Source organism: Massilia endophytica (assembly GCF_021165955.1).
Taxonomy (GTDB): domain Bacteria; phylum Pseudomonadota; class Gammaproteobacteria; order Burkholderiales; family Burkholderiaceae_D; genus Rugamonas; species Rugamonas endophytica.
This window is the reverse complement of the sequence record NZ_CP088952.1, coordinates 2,312,640-2,329,256: the sequence shown is the minus strand read 5'-3', so window position 1 is coordinate 2,329,256 and position 16,617 is coordinate 2,312,640. Positions and strand designations below refer to the sequence as shown.

The window sequence follows — 16,617 nt, the reverse complement described above, 5'->3', positions numbered from 1 at the left end:
GGTCTCCGTTTAGAAGGTCAGGCAGCCTGCGGCAGCCCGGCATGGAGCCGGGCGCGTACCGCGGGGGACAGGCGTTCCTGCATCACGAGCAGGCAAAGCAGGCAGGGAACACCGATGACAAGGCAGCACGTGATCCAGACAGCCTTGCTGCGGACCGGAACGCGTGACGCGCGCAGCCACCACCACGCTCCCAGTGCGGACAGCAGCGATGCCGTGAGCGACGCCGCCCATGCCCCAGGCGGGCGCGCCATCGCCACCGTATCCAGTGGCATGGTCTCGCCCTGGTCCAGCAGCAGGTCGGGCAGGGCAAGCAGCGCATGCAGGGGAGGCGAAAGCCACCACTCGCGGTGCTCGAACAGCATGGGGTAGTCGTGATTCAGCGGGCGGCGGGCCAGCTGCTCCGCCTTGCCGTTTGCATCGACGCGCATCACTACCTGCACACCGTCCGGAGCGCCGTCGATGGTGTTGCGGCCGAAGAGGAAGGACACGATCTCGCCATCCGCAAGCGTGGCGATATCCACCCGCTGTACTTCGGCGGGGGCGCCCGGCAATGGGATGCTGTAGCGTTCCTCTGCTTGCTGCATTGGGCCCGCCACATCCCGCCACGCGATGAAACGCTTCGTCGTCAGCGCATATTCGTGGCGGTACTTCGCGGGTTCGACGCGGGTGCGCAGGCCCAGCACGGTTTCGCCGCCTGGCAGCCGCATGATCGGCTGCCAGCGCCGCGCTTTCGAATCGAAGGCCAGCACCTCGTGCGGCAGCACCAGCTGCATGCCGTTCTGGTCCACCACCGGCGGCGCGGCAAAAGGCTGGCTGGCGCCATCCATGCCCAGCTTCCCGCGAGGCGCGCCGGTGAACATGTCCTGGCCCTGGAAGGCCATGTGGTCATGGCTGAAAGACCAGATGGTATTGGTGGGCTCCTCGTACCATGCCATGGGGCTGTCCAGCGACAGCTCATGAAGAACTGGGAAGCGCGGATACTCGATGCGTACCGGTGTGACGACGGCAGCGGGAAGCTGCGCCTTCCATTGCGCCGCGCGCGGGTCGGACGCGGCGTCGAGCCCCTTGGCGATCAGGTCCCGGTGCTTGGCGCGCACGGCCTCCACAAAGCCGCCTGCTGGCGCAACGGAGGAATTGAGCGGATGCGTGCCCGCCATGATCATCAGGTACTGCGCTCCGAAGCCGCCAGCCCACAGCAGGGCGAAATAGAAGCCGATCTGCAAGGGCAGCGCGGTTGCCAGCGTGGCGGCAGTGCCTTGCGGCGGCGCGAAGCGGTTCGGCTTCATGGCGAAGTAGGCGATAGCCGCAAGCAGCAGCACCGTGGCGGCGCCCACGGCGAGCATGCTGAATGCCGATGCCAGGTGCAGCATCAGCACGCAAGGCAGGAGCAGCAGCACGATGGCCAGCTTGCTGCGGCTGAGCATTGCGTAGCTTCCGCACAGCCAGGCGGCCATGGAAAACAGCGTCACATACAGCACGATGAAGTAGTGATGGACGTCGACCACGCGCGCGGTTGCTGCCTGCGTAATGGCCAGCATCAGCATGCCCGGCAGGCCGATGGCGATCAGCAGCATCAGCGCCGAGGCGCACGCAATCGCCGCGCAGATGCGCCAGCGGGGCAGGGGACGATGCATGAGCCACACCCAGCGCGCGGGCTGGCGGTAGGTGCCGAACTGGTAGGCGCCGAAAATGGCGCCCGCCAGGCCGTAAGCCATGAGCATGACGAAGTGGCGCCGCCAGTCCATCTGCATCACGAGCGTGAGGCGGGAAATCACGAACAGCAGCGTAAGATGCACGCCGGCGGCGATCAGCGCCGCCATGCGGAAGCGGCGGCATTCGGAGAGAAAGAGTTCACGCATGGTCTGTCCTCAGGCGACGCTGGCGAGGCGCCGGGTGGAAATGTGGCCCTGGGCCAGGAAGCCGTTCACGGCGCGGTCCAGGCTCACCGGCATATGGTGGACGCTGCGCGCTCCCAGCAGTTTGAGACGCGCGCCGAAGTCTTCGCCCTGGTCGAACACAACGAAGTGCACCAGTTCATCGATACGCTGGATTTCCAGCACACCGGGAAGATGGCCCGTATCCGGCAGCTTGAACGGGAACTCCGCAACCCACAGCGCAACACGCTCGCAGAAGGCCGCCGGTTCGGACATGTGGCGCAGCTGGCCGCGTTCGAGGATGATCAGGTTGTCCGCCACGCGTTCGATCTCCTCCATCTGGTGCGAGCAGTAGATGATGGTCGAGCCGTCGTCCAGGGCCGTGAACATGAGCGCTTCGAGGAATGCACGCTTGGCCACCACGTCGAGGCCCAGCGTGGGTTCATCGAGAATCAGCAGGTCCGGGCTTTGCGCCAGCGCGAGCGCCAAGTTCACCCCGGCCCGTTCGCCGCGCGAGAGCTGCGCAATGGGCTGCTCGGGCAGCACGTTGAAATTGCCCACCACATCGTCGTAGCGCGCCTGGTTCCAGCGCGCGTACTGGCGGCGCTGCATCTGCATCACCTCGTCCACCTTCAGCCAGGCGGGCAGGGTGTGTTCCTCGTTCACGAAGCCGATGCGGCCGCGCATTTCCTGCGTCAGCTGCTCGCTGTCGCAACCGAGGATATGGGCGCTGCCTTCGGTGGGCGACTGGAATCCCAGCAGCACCCGGAAGAGCGAAGACTTGCCCGCGCCGTTGGCGCCCACGATGGCATGGATGCCGCCGCGCGGAACGGCCAGCGACAAATGGTCGAGGGCCAGCTTATTCTTGTACTGGAGGCAGAGGCCCCGGGTCTGGATCGCGTAATCCATGGTCAGGCGCTTTTGCGGGGAGTGAGTTGCGACAGTTCGCCTGCCACGCGGTCCAGAACCGTTTCGGCGGGCAGGTCGAGCGCGATCACGTCACCGACGAAGCGCTGCACGGCATCGTCCAGCCGCCGCTCGCGCTCCTCGTTCGACAGCAGCTGGCGCGGCTGCGCCACGAAGAGACCGAGGCCCGCGCGCGCATCCAGCCAGCCCTCGGCGGTCAGCTCGCCGTAGGCCTTGGCGACGGTATTCGGATTCACGGTCAACTGCTGCGCCAGGCCGCGCACGCTGGGCAGGGCCGCGCCCACGGGCAGCTCGCCGCTTGCGATCAGGCGCCGCACGCCATCGACAATCTGGCGCGCGATAGGACGCGGATCGCCGGTGACGATCTGCAGCATCAAGGGTACACGACGGTTCATCATCAACTCCACTGTACTAATACGGATAGTACAGTATCCCCGCCAGCACTCTCTGTCAAGAAAATTTCCTAAAGGGGACGGACCCCTTTAAGAAATTTTACTTGCAGTTGGCGGCGAGCATGGCCGTGTTGCGCTTGGATTGTTCGGCGCGCTGGGCGTCGTCGAGGATGACGCGTTCGCCGTTGCGGTCGAAGCTGCTGATGCGCATGCCCGCTTCCAGGGCGCGCTGGTTGTTGCGGATGTTCTCGCAGTTGGCCTCGTTCGAGGCCTTGGCCCGCGCATCCGTCTCGGCCTTCTGCGCCTGCTCGGCTGCAGCCGCGCGGCGCTTGTTGAAGTCGGCATTGCGCTCGGCCAGCGTGGGCCGTGGCGTTGCTTTCGGCTCGGGCGCGGCCTCTCCAGCCGCCTCGTCCGTTTTGGCCGGCTCAGGCATCTGGCCCTTCGGCGCCTTCAAAATGCGCGAGGGTGGCACCGATGCAGGCGGGGGCTGGTCGCTGAACTGCTTCACGCCTTTGTCGTTCACCCACAGCCATTGCGCCTGCGCCATTCCGCAGCTTGCCACCAGCACCATGCCTGTTGCCCATCCGATAATGCCTTGTTTCATAAGCCTTTTTCCGAGGAAATCTTCGAAATCCATTTCACCCGCATTCGCCGCCGCTGTCAATGTTTTCTGGCCTGCAAGGACGAAGGGGAAGAACTTCTGTATAATTCACTTTTGCGCCGATAGGAAATGTACTATGCGTCTACTCCAAAAAGCACTCACCTTCGATGACGTGCTGCTCGTCCCCGCGTATTCGAACGTTCTGCCTGCCGATACGTCCCTCCGCACCAAACTGACCCGCAATATCACGCTGAATATCCCGCTGCTCTCCGCCGCGATGGATACGGTCACTGAAGCCCGTCTGGCAATCGCCATGGCCCAGGAAGGCGGCATCGGCATCATTCACAAGAACCTGAAGCCGAAAGACCAGGCGCGCGAAGTGGCCAAGGTCAAGCGTTTCGAAGCGGGCGTGCTGCGCGATCCGATCACGATTCCGCCGGACATGAAGATCCGCGAAGTGATCAAGCTCACGGAGCAGTACGGCATCAGCGGTTTCCCGGTGGTGGAGCAGAACAAGGTGGTGGGTATCATCACCAACCGCGACCTGCGTTTCGAGCAGGAGCTGGACGCCGAAGTGCGCGCCAAGATGACCCCGCGCGAGAAGCTGGTGTACGTGAACGAAGACGCCGACACGGCCGAAGCCAAGCGCCTGATGAACAAGCACCGCCTGGAGCGCGTGCTGGTGGTGAACGACCAGTTCGAACTGCGTGGACTCATTACCGTGAAGGACATCCAGAAATCTCACGAGCACCCGAACGCCTCGAAGGACCAGCATGGCAAGCTGCTGGTGGGCGCAGCGGTTGGCGTGGGCGCCAAGGACGAAGAGCGCATCGACCTGCTGGTGCAGGCGGGCGTGGACGTGCTGGTGGTGGATACCGCCCACGGCCACTCCCAAGGCATCCTGGACCGCGTGAAGTACATCAAGACCAAATATCCGCACGTTGACGTCATCGGCGGCAATATTGCCACCGCCGCCGCCGCGAAAGCGCTGGTGGAATACGGCGCGGATGCAGTGAAAGTCGGCATCGGCCCCGGCTCCATCTGCACCACCCGTATCGTCGCCGGCGTGGGTGTGCCGCAGATTACCGCCATCGCCAATGTGGCGCAGGCGCTGGAAGGCACCGGCGTGCCATGTATCGCCGACGGCGGCATCCGCTTCTCGGGCGACATCTCCAAGGCGCTGGCAGCGGGCGCATCGACCGTGATGATGGGCTCCATGTTCGCAGGCACCGAAGAGGCGCCGGGCGAAGTGATCCTGTACCAGGGCCGCTCCTACAAGTCCTACCGCGGCATGGGCTCCCTGGGCGCCATGACGGACGGCTCGGCCGACCGCTACTTCCAGGACGCCACCATGAAGGCCGACAAGTTCGTGCCCGAAGGGATCGAAGGCCGCGTCGCCTACAAGGGCAGCGTGCTGGCGATTATCTTCCAGCTGGTGGGCGGCGTGCGCCAGTCCATGGGCTACTGCGGCTGCGCCACCATCGACGAACTGCGCGAGAAGGCGGAATTCGTCGAGATCACCTCCGCAGGCATGCGTGAATCGCACGTCCACGACGTGCAGATCACGAAAGAAGCGCCGAACTACCGTTCGGAGTAAGCCAGTCAGTCCCGCAGGGGACAGACCCCGGATGGGGTCTGTCCCCGGTCCCATAGTCAGCCACCGCACACAGTCCGCAAAATCCATGCACTCCAAAATCCTCATCCTCGATTTCGGTTCCCAGGTCACCCAGCTGATCGCCCGCCGCGTGCGCGACGCAGGCGTCTTCTCCGAAGTCTATCCCTACGACGTCAGCGACGAATTCGTGCGCAACTACGGCGCTTCCGGCGTGATCCTCTCCGGCAGCCACAACTCCACCCTGGAAGGCGACTCCCCGCGCGCCCCGCAGGCCGTGTTCGAACTGGGCGTGCCGGTGCTGGGCATCTGCTACGGCATGCAGACCATGGCCGCGCAGCTGGGCGGCAAAGTGGAAAATGGCCTGGTGCGCGAATTCGGCTACGCCGAAGTCCGTGCCCGCAACCACACCGCGCTCCTGAACGGCATCAACGACTTCGTGACCGACGAAGGCCACGGCATGCTGAAGGTGTGGATGAGCCACGGCGACAAAGTCCTGGACATGCCGCCCGGCTTCAAGCTCATGGCCAGCACGCCGAGCTGCCCGATTGCGGGCATGGCCGACGAAGAGCGCAAATTCTACGCCGTGCAATGGCACCCCGAAGTGACGCACACCCTGCAGGGCAAGGCCATGCTGGGCCGCTTCGTGCACGAGATCTGCGGCTGCAAGTCGGACTGGAACATGCCCGACTACATCAGCGAAGCGGTGGAAAAGATCCGCGCCCAGGTGGGTTCCGATGAAGTGATTCTCGGCCTCTCCGGCGGCGTGGATTCCTCGGTAGCCGCAGCCCTGATCCACCGCGCCATCGGCGACCAGCTCACCTGCGTGTTCGTCGACCACGGCCTGCTGCGCCTGGACGAAGGCAAGATGGTGATGGACATGTTCGCCAAGAACCTCGGCGTGAAAGTGATCCAGGTCGACGCCTCCGAACAGTTCATGGGCCATCTGGCTGGCGTGACCGATCCGGAGCAGAAGCGCAAGATCATCGGCCGCGAGTTCGTGGAAGTCTTCCAGGTGGAAGCGGGCAAGCTGACCAACGCCAAGTGGCTGGCGCAGGGCACCATCTATCCGGACGTGATCGAATCGGCGGGCAAGGGCAAGAAGGGCCAGACCATCAAGAGCCACCACAACGTGGGCGGCCTGCCTGAGACCCTGAACCTGAAGCTGCTGGAACCGCTGCGCGAACTGTTCAAGGACGAAGTGCGCAAGCTGGGCGTGGCCCTCGGCCTGCCGCATGAGATGGTGTACCGCCACCCATTCCCGGGACCGGGCTTGGGCGTGCGCATCCTCGGCGAAGTGAAGCGCGAATACGCGGACCTGCTGCGCCGTGCTGACGCCATCTTCATCGAAGAGCTGCGCAACACGCCGTATGAAGGCGTGGCAGTGGAGGGCGTGGATGCGGACAACATTCCGAAGAACTGGTATGACGCCACCTCGCAAGCCTTCGCCGTCTTCCTGCCCGTGAAATCGGTGGGCGTGATGGGCGACGGCCGCACTTACGAATGGGTCGTCGCGCTGCGCGCCGTGCAGACGCTGGACTTCATGACGGCGCAGTGGGCGCACCTGCCGCACGCGCTGCTGGGCAAGGTCTCCAACCGCATCATCAACGAAGTGCGCGGCCTGAACCGCGTGGTCTACGACATCAGCGGCAAGCCGCCTGCCACTATCGAGTGGGAGTGAGTTGCAATGATGCTACTTGCTGCGTCCAGGTTCTACAAAGACAGTATTGCTGGGCGCCGCAAATTCCTACGATCGCACGTCAATGGCTGGGTTTGGGCGTCCCGCTTGACCGATGGCGCACTTGCAAAGCATCCTGGCCAACAAAGGCGCCACCCTTGATGTCATTTCGGAACAGGTCGAGCCATGAGGTGCTGTCACTGATCAGGTATTGCTTGGTCTGTCCCGTCGATTTGCGCCGCACCGTCAATTCGCCCTGCAATGCGGGCACTTCATCGGTCTTGGGATCCGTTGTGTCCGTGGCGCTGAGAGAAAAGTCTGCAAGCGTCCAGCGATTCCTGCGCAAAATCTTCTGAAACTCGGCAATGTCGTCCGTTTCGAGCAGTTCCATACTTCCTCCCAAAGTGATCCTGCACTTTCAGTATATTCCTAACCGCGGTTTCAGCGTTAGGTTAGCCCGTACAGCTCAATCTGGACGGTCATGGTATGGTGCATCGCGGGATTCATTTTTCGATGGTGCCAATGGCTGAAATGCCCCGCCCGAATCCACCGTTTCAGTATATCCAGGAATGGTCATTTGCACGGCTCGTCCTGGGGGCGTGACGATTGGCGTCCATGACGCAGTTCGACGCCGGCCTCTAAAGTCGTCGGGCCCCCGACGAACGGCCGTGCTGTGGGGGGCGCGGGACGCCTTCATGCTCGACTGGGGATACGATGGAAATTGGAACGTGGGCGTTGTTGGGCGGCCTGATTCTGATAGCAATGATGCTGATCAGTACGCTGGTTGCGCGCTTGCCGCTCAGTGGTGCGATGATCTACCTGGGGCTTGGCGTCTTGCTCGGCCCGTATGGCTTTGACGTCATTGAACTTGACCCCGTCGCACAAGCAAGCTCGCTGGAGCTGGTTGCAGAGGCTGCGCTGCTGATCTCCTTATTCTCTGTTGGATTGAAGCTGGAGGTTCCTCTCCTTGACCGGCGATGGATTGCACCGTATCGGCTGGCCTTCCTGTCGATGGCGGTCACGGTAGGGGGGATTGCCGCGATTGCGGTCTATGGGCTGGGCATGCCGCTTGGGGTGGCGATTTTGTTCGGGGCGATTCTGGCACCAACGGACCCGGTGTTGGCTTCGGCGATCCAGTCAAGGCCGGGGGATGGGCATGATCCCCTGCGCTTTAGCCTTGCAGGGGAAGGCGCGCTGAATGATGGCACCGCCTTTCCGCTGGTATTGTTGGGGCTAGGGATGATGCAATTGTACGACCTGGGCGACTGGGGGGCGTGGTGGTGGGTGGCCGATGTAGCGTGGTCGACGGTCGGAGGCGTTCTGATTGGTACGCTGGTCGGCGCGTTGCTTGGGAAGCTGGTCATCCATTTGCGCACCAGACACCATAGTGCGATTGGCATGGATGAATTTCTCTCGCTAGGCGTGATAGCTGTCTCATTTGGTGCAGCACAGACCTGCATGGCATCAGGCTTCATGTCCGTCTTTTTCGCTGGCCTTGCGTTGCGGCGAGCACGCAACTTTCCGTTGGCGGGAACGATTCCGTTGTCCCATGTTCCTGGTGCGCATGAGCGCGTCGCCGTGGATCCCGCTACCCATTCGCATCACGCCAGCGGTGTCATGACCCAGGCAGTCCGCGCATTCAATGAGCAGCTTGAACGGTTTGCCGAACTCGGCATGGTCATGATGGTTGGCGTCATGCTGCCCTCGATCGGAAGCTCCGCGAATCTATGGTGGTTTTTGCCAGTGGTGTTCGTTGTCGTGCGCCCGGCATCGGTGGTGCTCGGAATGATTGGTGCCGACAGTCCTCCATACCAACAAATCCTCGTCGGTTGGCTTGGCATTCGGGGGATCGGCTCAATTTACTACCTGATGTTTGCACTGAACCACGGCGTCGCCGCGGAATTCGCGCCTGATTTGGTGAGCCTGACGTTGGCCACTGTGGCCGCCTCGATTCTGTTCCATGGGATCACGGTGCAGTCGTTAATGTCCTGGTATGAGCGGCACGCCGCGAAATGAGCCTGCTACGTTGGGCAACTCGTCATCAAGCACGAGGCATTGTAGATTTGCTCAGCGGAATGCGCTTGAATGCGAGAGAGGTTGGGGCATTTTCAGGAAAGATGTCGTAGTGCCCGATTCGCCCACCGGGTCGCGTTTTCAAGGCTTTGCCTTTCCCATCGACCATGCGGCGCTCTTGACACAGATTCAAGTGTTGTGCAGCGTGCGCGATCTGCACGCTGTGCTGACAGACTTCATGTCGCGGCGCAAGGCGGGCTGAGGTGCAGGCATCGCTCAGGCAATCGTAACGATAGATGCCGTAGAAGTAGTTCCTGCAGCGAACTCAATACCGAATCGCTGCACCAATCGAAGATCGTGGGCTGAAGGGGGGAGCCCCCTCTGCGAGCACAGTCAGTAAGGGAATCAGGCGGGAGTCGCGGCGTGGGCGAGACAGGAGAGAGACCGGCAAATCTTTTGCGGTACTTGATACGCGGTGAACCCAATATAGATGCCTTCCCGGCGAACACCTAACGATTTCTACGAAGCGATTAACCGTTGCCGCGAGCGTCGCCGCGACGATAGGGCTATTCGTCAGGCAGCAGCGACGTTGTGCCGCTTAATGAGTTTTCTCGACGATGCGCGGCGGCGCTGCCATTCGCCAAATAGCACGCGCTGCAGCGTGGATTCGGCAATCCGCTGGTTGCGCAAATATACGACTGCATAGCGCCAGCCATGAGTGCGCAGCAGCTCGAGCGCATGTTGCAGGTGGCGAAATTGGTTCTGGTCGAGCCGTCGGTCGGAATAGATGGTTTCCATGATTTCCTCACATCGCATAAAGTTTCCAGAATATGAAGTTAGCATGTCCCGCATGCTCGGGCCATCGGGATTTCATATCGTGGCCAGCGCAGGATAAGGTGCAGGCAATCCGCATCCAGTCCGTGCGCAACTGGCCCAGAACTACAGCGAGTACTGGCGCGTTCCCTTCCAGGCCCGGCGGACGATCTCCAGCAGGCCGATGCGTGCGCAGGATTAGGCGGCGCCGTTTGCCGTCCGAGCTGAAGAACTGCGCGCCATGGTGCAGGACATGCTAGAGCCGCCCGCTACCGAAAAACCTGGCGGGAGGGCCGAAGCTGAAGGCGCGCACTGCGATGCGGAACGCGCTGCCGGGCAGGTTGAAAACGGCGGCGATCCAACCGCTGCGCGCGAAGAGCGCATTGCCGCATGTGAAGCGGAAGCAATGAAGCACTGGGCGTCGTCGGGAACTCGTTCACCAGATGCCGATGTGTGAAGAGCGATTTGCACGCTCGACACAGGATGGCGTTGTGATCAACGTGCGATAGCGCGCGCAGGCAACGGCGAATCCATTAGGTGAATCTCGCTTGTGGGCGTATAGTGGGTAGCAGACGCCGCGCCAATATCAAATTTGCGCCGGTCTTCCTCAGCATTGCAACGTGACAATGCAATCGCGTCCAAGCCCATAATCGTCGTGAAATTGTATTGCACTTGCGTCTGGTACGTGGTTGTCGTGCTGCGCCGGGGAGGAAGGTTCGCTCGTTGCCGCCACCTCTCCGAGTCTGTCACTGAATGCGAGCGAAGGAGTGTGCCATGCGCCAACGTTCAACAACGTGGTTCCAGGGATGGAATATCCTGCTCAGGTGTGCTGAGTTCCGGTGCCAGGACGGCGCACTGAAGTACGCTTCGACAGCCATACTCAAACATATGCCGCCAACATCGGATTGCACGAACCTGCAATGGCCCGACACGATAAGGCGGTCGATTGTTTTCCCGGAAGATGCCTTCGGGTCCCAAGAGGACGCCAATATCGATGCGACGTCAAAAGCCCGGCGCCAGATCCTCGTAATGAACGGGAACGATAGCTTAGGGAGAAAGATTGTGGAGAACACGGGCGACACAAGTACGGGCCAGGAATCGGATGAAAGCCTGGCGGCACAGTATGAAATATCGTTCGATGGAAGGCGATACGCATTCCGACAGTACCAATACGATGCATTTCGGGATGCCTTGGATTATGCAGTCGCAGAACACGCCAAAGCTGGCTTCGTGCGCAATGATGCGTTCCAACCGAGCTGGCGCGCTGCATATCACCCAACCGACGAAGACGAAAGCACGATGAAGATGCATGGTATCGCCTATATCGAGGGTCACTTCCTCTATGGCGGCTATCGGTATGGTCAACTGTGTGACGCGATCGCGTTTGCCGCCGGCCACCCGAACTTATAGGCCAGCCTCGTGAAGGAGCGCCAGCATGGAAATGTATTTGCACTGGGTGGCTGAAGGTCTTCTCGCGTTAAGCTGGTGGCAGCTGTTTTTGATCGGACTCGTAACCACGCACATGACGATCGTCACTGTGACGGTCTACCTGCATCGGTGTCAGACCCATCGCTCCCTGAAACTGCACCCGATCGTCGAACATTGCTTCCGCTTCTGGCTGTGGCTGACAACGGGGATGGTGACGCGGGAATGGGTGGCGGTGCATCGTTGCCATCACGCCCATTGCGAAACGGAGAAGGATCCGCACAGCCCAATTGTGCGCGGTATCAATCAGGTTTTGTGGCGCGGAGCTGAACTTTACCGCGATGCCGCAGCCGACCTTGCGATGCTGGATCGCTACGGTCGTGGTGGTCCGGCAGACTGGTTGGAGCGACGGATCTATGGCCGCTACACATGGCAAGGCGTGGGCTTGCTGCTGTTGATCGAACTGGGATTGTTTGGGGCGCCGGGCCTGACGCTGTGGGCCTGCCAGATGATGTGGATTCCCGTCCTGGCCGCCGGTGTTGTCAACGGCTTGGGGCACTATGCCGGCTATCGCAATTACGACTGCAAAGAAGCCGCAACCAATATCGTTCCGTTGGGCCTGCTGATCGGCGGGGAGGAGCTACATAACAACCATCACACTTTTCCGACTTCGGCAAGGTTTTCGGTTCGCTGGTTCGAACTGGATATTGGCTGGATCTACATCAGCATGTTGCGCTGGTTGCGCCTGGCATCGCTCCGGCGCCCGCCGCAGCGCTTGATGCGATGTGCTGGGCAGTTCGTGCCGACCTTGGCGACTTTGAAGTTGGTATTGGGCAATCGTGCGGTATTGACGCGCGAGCTGACACTCGCGACGCTGGATGTGTTTCGGGCAGAACGCGCAGGCTTGGCCAAGTTGGTCCCGCATGAGACTTTGGTCCGGGCGAAACGTCTGTTACGCCATGCACCCTGGCGGCTTACGGAGGCGCAACGGGCAGAGCTGGAACAGCTTACAGGAAAAAGTGCCCGACTCTCTGCCATGCATATGGCGCGGCAGGCGCTGGAGAAGTTGTGGGAGCGTTCGCCGGCCACGCAAGGGGAGCTTCTGGCGGGCCTGCAGGCCTGGTGCGTGAATGCAGAGCGCTCCGGCCCGCGTCCGCTTCAGCGCTTTGCCAGGTATTTGGCAAGTTATGGATAGCGACATGAACCTTGCACTGATTCATTCGACTGCATGCCAAGCTTTGCTCAACGACAGCGCCCTGGAGGATGCAGTACGCTATTGCATCTCCCAAGGCATTGAACCGCCCGTCCCGCCATGCTCCAAGGACTCTCCCGACTACCTGCGGTCTAAGGGGAGGAGAGTGTGACCGTGCGTGGACGTGATCCGCTTGGATTTCATGGACACTTTACGGTCGAGAATTCGGTCGGTTAGTCGTCCTTTTCGGGCTCCCCAAGCCCTGCGGTTCCAGCGAAGTCGGAAGGCGTTTTGTCATTGAGAGTCATGTGAGGCCGAACCTCATTGTAGTCCACGCGCCACGTTTCGACGACCGCCTGGACCTCGGCCAGGAAAGTGAACCAGTTGACGTTGATGCATTCATCCCGCAGCGATTCGTTGAACGTTTCGATGAAGCAGTTGGCGGTCGGCTTGCCTGGACGGCTGAAATCAATCTTGGCCTTGTGGTGGTAAGCCCCTAGATCGAGCAGTTGTCCTGAAAATTCGCTGCCGTTGTCCACGAACAGGAATTTCGTGGCGCGCTCGCTTCTCGACAAGCCGGTTCAGCGCAGCGGCGACATCATCGCCACGCAGGCGGTGGCCGGCCACGATGGCAAGCGACTCCCTGCTGAAGATATCGGTGATCGTCAGCAGCCGTACCTGGGTTCCGCCCGCCAACTGGTCAGCCACGAAATCCATGCTCCAGGCCTCGTTTTGCCGGCGTGGCTGGATGCGAGCCTGGCGGGTGACTGCGCTCCACTATTTTGACGCGACGTCCTGCAAGATAGCCTTGTCCAGGCTCAATTCCGCCACCAGCTTTTTCAGGCGCGGTTTCTCATCCTGCAAGATCTTGGGTTCGCGCACGCCCTCCGATTGCAGGCCGCCACACTGCTTTTACCAGCGGTAAAAGGTCTGTTCGGCAGTGCCGAGTTGCCGGACGATATCGCCCAGAGCCATCCCGATTCGGCCTGCTTGAGGACGGCTACAATCTGTTCCGCTGGAAAATTTTTTCTCTTCCTGCTCAGCTCCTTTCCCGGTTACGGGATAGGACCGAACTCGCGCTCAAAAGTGCCCAGTTTTTTCACAGCAGATCAATTTCATATCGGAGCCTGCCACAGGAAGAAGGCCGACGCATGCGCGGGAAAAGTCATACACTCAGTGCAGCACGCGAATGAAGAGAAGAATCGTGGAAATGCCGGATTGGAAGACTGGCATGAAGGGTGATGCAATATGAGAAAGCATCGGGTGGAAACGCGGCAGCTCGGACCGGCCCAGTTGCGTATACTGTTGACACTGGCGCGTGACCTGCTCCAGACCGACGAGGCGCAGGGTTCGTTGGCATTGATCGGCCGCGCGTTGGCGGAAATGGTCCGGTTCGACTCAGCCTTGCTGCTCCTGCGAAGCGATCGGATGGATCTCGTCGAGTTCGACAGCCACGGTATTGCGCATTCGGTCGGTACGGCTCATCCGCTATACCGCGCCGCCGTGCGCATGAGCGCCGACGCGGTAGCTGCTGCGGACGTTCAGTCCAATAGCGAAGAGCAGCTTGAATACGAGGGGGCGCGCAGGCTGGTGCTGGCTGTGCCGGCGCAGGCCGCAGCAGTGGTCCTCGCGGTCAGCTGGAATCATGACGTCGATACAGCGACGCAGGAGGCATACAAACGCACGCTCTCATACGTTCTGCAGTTGGCTGGGGCAGCGCTGGGAAAAATCGAGTCGCACACTTCACTCGAGCGGCTCCTGCGTGAACAGCGACAGGAAATCGTTGACACGTCAGTGACCCATGCCAAAGAATTAAGACAAAGGGACGAGGCGGTGAGCGAAATGCGGATGCTGTCGCTCACCGACATGCTGACGGGTCTGTACAACCGGCGCGGCTTTTTCCTGCAGGCCGAACAGATCTATAAGCTGGCACGGCGTAGACGTACAAAGAGCGCCGTTATCTTCGCCGACATCGATGGCCTGAAGCGTGTCAACGATGAACTGGGGCACGAGGCCGGAGACGCCATGATCCGTGACGCCGCCCTTGTGTTCCGCCAGTCGTTCCGCCATGCCGATGTCGTGGCACGCCTCGGCGGCGACGAATTTGTCGCATATACCCTTGACGACGAGCAGCCAGAGGTCATCCTGTCGCGGATTGAGGCCAATCTGCGCGCATTCAACTTGATGCAGGAGCGGCCGTATTGCGTTTCGATCAGTGCCGGCGTGGTGCTGGTCGATTCCAGCGCGGAACAGACGCTGTCGCATTACGTCCTCTTGGCGGACGAGCAAATGTACGCACAAAAGCGGAGCCGCTTGCATTGAACCGAGCGCTGTGGTTAAAGGATGGTACTTTGAATGGTATTGCTGCACGACTACGACTGAAAAGTCAGATAGATCCAGGACTTCGGTCTGCCGTAAATAATAGAGTGGGAGTGACAGACGATTAGCCGACATTGTCGTTGGTGAATGTTAATGGCCCCATTTTGAACTGACCCCAAAGAGTTGGACAGTTTAGTTAGGCAGCCAAGGGCTGAGTCCGGAATTGTACCGGGCTCAGCCCTTTTAGTTTGAGCTTGATGCGGTCATGGTTGTAGTAATGGATGTAGCGCTTCAGCCCAGCCCTGAGTTCCTCGACGCTGTTGAACTTATTGAGGTAGAAGAACTCGGTCTTCAACACCGCGAAAAAGCTCTCCATCGCCGCGTTATCGAGGCAGTTTCCCTTCCGCGACATGCTTTGCACCAGCTCGCGTTGGTGGAGCTGACGCTGGTAGGCGGGCATACGATATTGCCACCCCTGGTCGGAATGAAGCATCGGTTTGTCGTTGGGGCCGAGTTTCGCCAGTGCCTGCTTCAGCATTGAGCTGACCAATTCGAACTTGGGACGCTCGGCGGTTTCGAAGGCGACGATTTCGCCGTTGTAGAGATCGAGCACAGGCGAAAGATACAGCTTCCTGCCGGCCACATTGAACTCGGTCACATCGGTAACCCACTTCTGGTTGGCGGCATCGGCCTGGAACTGGCGGTTCAGCTCGTTCGATGCAGCACGCCCCACCTCGCCCCTGAATGATCGGTATTTCTTGGGTCGAACCAGCGATTTCAGTCCCAGCGTTCCCATCAAGCGCTGTACTTTTTTATGGTTGACCAGCAGACCCAGCTGACGCACCGCGGCAGTGACGCGGCGATAGCCATAACGTCCCTGGTGACGATTAAATATCGTCTTGATCTGCTCTTTAACCTGCGCGTGCTTGTCGCCGCCTTGAAGCACTTTCTGCTGGTAGTAGAAGGTGCTGCGCGGCAGCTTTGCCAGCTTCAACAATCCGGCAATTGGATACTGCTGCCTTAGTTCCTGCACTACTTGCGCTTTTTGGCGGGAGTCGCCTTCTGCTGTGCTTGAACCAAGGCTCGCAACTTTTTTAGATATGCCACCTCCATGCGGAGATGGTTTACCTCCGCCAGCAGCTCCTCGCGGGTGCGCGTGTCATCGTTGGGGGAATCTTCTGTTTTTTCCGTTGCGGTTGCCATCTTGCTCGGTTTTCCTCGTTGGCCGGGCTGCAGGGCATCCAGCCCGCCATTTTCGTAACTACGCCCCCAAGCAGCCAGAATGCCAGGATTGCGGATATTGAACTGAGCGGCCGTCTGACCGTATGAAAGTTCATTTTCCCACATGTGCCGCAAGACTGAGAGCTTGAACTCGGCACTGTAGTGGCTGAACTTCTTCTTGAGTCCTCCGACACCATGGGCCCGGAACGACTCCACCCAGCGTCGCACCATCCCATATGCGACCCTATGCTCTTGCGCGATCGTCCTGTAACCGGCCCCGCCGCGCAGGTACTGCTGAACTACCGCTAGCTTGAACTTCTCATCGTACTTCGTCATGAAAAAACCCCAAAAGTTGGTGTCCAACTCTTGGGGTTCAGTTCATTTGGGGCCATTATTTTTTAGCAGTTCAAAAACATGTCAGCCATTGGCGAAAAACACAAAAGACGGTCGCGATCGCGGCCGTTAGAATCAAACGCAAAAAAGCGAGGGAGCAGGGGGCCAGTGCGAACAAGGAGAAGATGGTAATCCCAATTTCCGGCGCAGGTCCAAG

15 protein-coding genes and 1 pseudogene are annotated in these 16,617 nt (G+C 60.4%); 8 read left to right on the top strand and 8 right to left on the bottom strand.

Going from position 1 to position 16,617, the window contains the following annotated elements:
• Positions 1-17: 17 nt before the first annotated feature.
• The 4 genes from LSQ66_RS10330 to LSQ66_RS10315 form a co-directional block, all read right to left on the bottom strand.
• The gene (locus LSQ66_RS10330) at positions 18-1,859 is read right to left on the bottom strand and encodes a hypothetical protein (RefSeq protein ID WP_231769690.1); all 1,842 of its coding nucleotides are present in this window, start codon (positions 1,857-1,859) and stop codon (positions 18-20) included.
• A 9-nt stretch (positions 1,860-1,868) separates the two neighbouring features.
• Entirely contained in the window at positions 1,869-2,783 is a 915-nt protein-coding gene (locus LSQ66_RS10325) for an ABC transporter ATP-binding protein (protein ID WP_231769689.1), read from the bottom strand.
• 2 nt (positions 2,784-2,785) lie between these two features.
• Positions 2,786-3,199: a GntR family transcriptional regulator gene (locus tag LSQ66_RS10320; RefSeq protein WP_231769688.1), complete on the bottom strand. Its 414-nt coding sequence runs from the start codon at positions 3,197-3,199 to the stop codon at positions 2,786-2,788.
• A 94-nt stretch (positions 3,200-3,293) separates the two neighbouring features.
• Entirely contained in the window at positions 3,294-3,797 is a 504-nt protein-coding gene (locus LSQ66_RS10315; RefSeq protein ID WP_231769687.1) for a DUF4124 domain-containing protein, read from the bottom strand.
• A 133-nt stretch (positions 3,798-3,930) separates the two neighbouring features.
• Here LSQ66_RS10315 and guaB point away from each other — a divergent pair, with 133 nt between their 5' ends.
• On the top strand, positions 3,931-5,391 hold the full coding sequence (gene guaB, locus LSQ66_RS10310; RefSeq protein ID WP_231769686.1) for an IMP dehydrogenase: 1,461 nt from the start codon (positions 3,931-3,933) through the stop codon (positions 5,389-5,391).
• Positions 5,392-5,476: 85 nt separating this feature from the next.
• On the top strand, positions 5,477-7,087 hold the full coding sequence (gene guaA / locus LSQ66_RS10305) for a glutamine-hydrolyzing GMP synthase (protein WP_231769685.1): 1,611 nt from the start codon (positions 5,477-5,479) through the stop codon (positions 7,085-7,087).
• Positions 7,088-7,166: 79 nt separating this feature from the next.
• Here the strand turns inward: guaA and LSQ66_RS10300 are convergent, their stop codons facing one another.
• Complete coding sequence (locus LSQ66_RS10300; RefSeq protein ID WP_231769684.1) at positions 7,167-7,475, bottom strand: transcriptional regulator; 309 nt, start codon at positions 7,473-7,475, stop codon at positions 7,167-7,169.
• 323 nt (positions 7,476-7,798) lie between these two features.
• Here LSQ66_RS10300 and LSQ66_RS10295 point away from each other — a divergent pair, with 323 nt between their 5' ends.
• Both LSQ66_RS10295 and LSQ66_RS10290 read left to right on the top strand, forming a co-directional pair.
• The gene (locus LSQ66_RS10295) at positions 7,799-9,100 is read left to right on the top strand and encodes a cation:proton antiporter (RefSeq protein ID WP_231769683.1); all 1,302 of its coding nucleotides are present in this window, start codon (positions 7,799-7,801) and stop codon (positions 9,098-9,100) included.
• Between the two features lie 109 nt (positions 9,101-9,209).
• A complete protein-coding gene (locus tag LSQ66_RS10290) occupies positions 9,210-9,359 on the top strand; it encodes a hypothetical protein (protein ID WP_231769682.1) in 150 nt (49 codons plus the stop codon).
• 311 nt (positions 9,360-9,670) lie between these two features.
• Here LSQ66_RS10290 and LSQ66_RS10285 read toward each other — a convergent pair whose 3' ends face one another.
• Entirely contained in the window at positions 9,671-9,895 is a 225-nt protein-coding gene (locus LSQ66_RS10285) for a hypothetical protein (protein WP_231769681.1), read from the bottom strand.
• 256 nt (positions 9,896-10,151) lie between these two features.
• Between LSQ66_RS10285 and LSQ66_RS10280 the strand changes: the two genes are divergently transcribed.
• The 3 genes from LSQ66_RS10280 to LSQ66_RS10270 all read left to right on the top strand — a co-directional run bounded on the left by LSQ66_RS10280 (position 10,152) and on the right by LSQ66_RS10270 (position 12,530).
• Positions 10,152-10,367 (top strand): hypothetical protein, encoded by a 216-nt coding sequence (locus tag LSQ66_RS10280; protein ID WP_231769680.1) that lies wholly within the window; start codon positions 10,152-10,154, stop codon positions 10,365-10,367.
• Between the two features lie 317 nt (positions 10,368-10,684).
• Positions 10,685-11,320: a hypothetical protein gene (locus tag LSQ66_RS10275; protein ID WP_231769679.1), complete on the top strand. Its 636-nt coding sequence runs from the start codon at positions 10,685-10,687 to the stop codon at positions 11,318-11,320.
• Between the two features lie 25 nt (positions 11,321-11,345).
• Positions 11,346-12,530, top strand: coding sequence for a DesA family fatty acid desaturase (locus LSQ66_RS10270; protein WP_231769678.1), 1,185 nt, complete (start codon positions 11,346-11,348; stop codon positions 12,528-12,530).
• Between the two features lie 230 nt (positions 12,531-12,760).
• Here LSQ66_RS10270 and LSQ66_RS10265 read toward each other — a convergent pair.
• A pseudogene (locus tag LSQ66_RS10265) lies at positions 12,761-13,570 on the bottom strand (integrase core domain-containing protein).
• Between the two features lie 205 nt (positions 13,571-13,775).
• Between LSQ66_RS10265 and LSQ66_RS10260 the strand changes: the two are divergent.
• Positions 13,776-14,849: a GGDEF domain-containing protein gene (locus LSQ66_RS10260; RefSeq protein ID WP_231769677.1), complete on the top strand. Its 1,074-nt coding sequence runs from the start codon at positions 13,776-13,778 to the stop codon at positions 14,847-14,849.
• A gap of 193 nt (positions 14,850-15,042) precedes the next feature.
• On the opposite strand, the gene LSQ66_RS10255 is transcribed toward LSQ66_RS10260, so the two are convergent.
• Positions 15,043-16,403, bottom strand: a protein-coding gene (locus tag LSQ66_RS10255; protein ID WP_231765893.1) for an IS3 family transposase whose coding sequence is annotated in 2 segments (ribosomal slippage) — positions 15,043-15,921 and positions 15,924-16,403 — 1,359 coding nt in all. Because the reading frame shifts where the segments join, the coding sequence is not laid out codon by codon here.
• Positions 16,404-16,617: the final 214 nt, after the last annotated feature.

What these genes read in the sequence shown, in the direction of transcription:
- LSQ66_RS10270 (WP_231769678.1), top strand. Translation starts at nt 11,346, where the DNA reads ATGGAAATGTATTTGCACTGGGTGGCTGAAGGTCTTCTCGCGTTAAGC.
- LSQ66_RS10260 (WP_231769677.1), top strand. Translation starts at nt 13,776, where the DNA reads ATGAGAAAGCATCGGGTGGAAACGCGGCAGCTCGGACCGGCCCAGTTG.
- LSQ66_RS10275 (WP_231769679.1), top strand. Translation starts at nt 10,685, where the DNA reads ATGCGCCAACGTTCAACAACGTGGTTCCAGGGATGGAATATCCTGCTC.
- guaB (WP_231769686.1), top strand. Translation starts at nt 3,931, where the DNA reads ATGCGTCTACTCCAAAAAGCACTCACCTTCGATGACGTGCTGCTCGTC.
- LSQ66_RS10285 (WP_231769681.1), bottom strand. Translation starts at nt 9,895, where the DNA reads ATGGAAACCATCTATTCCGACCGACGGCTCGACCAGAACCAATTTCGC.
- LSQ66_RS10315 (WP_231769687.1), bottom strand. Translation starts at nt 3,797, where the DNA reads ATGAAACAAGGCATTATCGGATGGGCAACAGGCATGGTGCTGGTGGCA.
- guaA (WP_231769685.1), top strand. Translation starts at nt 5,477, where the DNA reads ATGCACTCCAAAATCCTCATCCTCGATTTCGGTTCCCAGGTCACCCAG.
- LSQ66_RS10300 (WP_231769684.1), bottom strand. Translation starts at nt 7,475, where the DNA reads ATGGAACTGCTCGAAACGGACGACATTGCCGAGTTTCAGAAGATTTTG.
- LSQ66_RS10320 (WP_231769688.1), bottom strand. Translation starts at nt 3,199, where the DNA reads ATGATGAACCGTCGTGTACCCTTGATGCTGCAGATCGTCACCGGCGAT.
- LSQ66_RS10330 (WP_231769690.1), bottom strand. Translation starts at nt 1,859, where the DNA reads ATGCGTGAACTCTTTCTCTCCGAATGCCGCCGCTTCCGCATGGCGGCG.
- LSQ66_RS10295 (WP_231769683.1), top strand. Translation starts at nt 7,799, where the DNA reads ATGGAAATTGGAACGTGGGCGTTGTTGGGCGGCCTGATTCTGATAGCA.
- LSQ66_RS10280 (WP_231769680.1), top strand. Translation starts at nt 10,152, where the DNA reads ATGGTGCAGGACATGCTAGAGCCGCCCGCTACCGAAAAACCTGGCGGG.
- LSQ66_RS10325 (WP_231769689.1), bottom strand. Translation starts at nt 2,783, where the DNA reads ATGGATTACGCGATCCAGACCCGGGGCCTCTGCCTCCAGTACAAGAAT.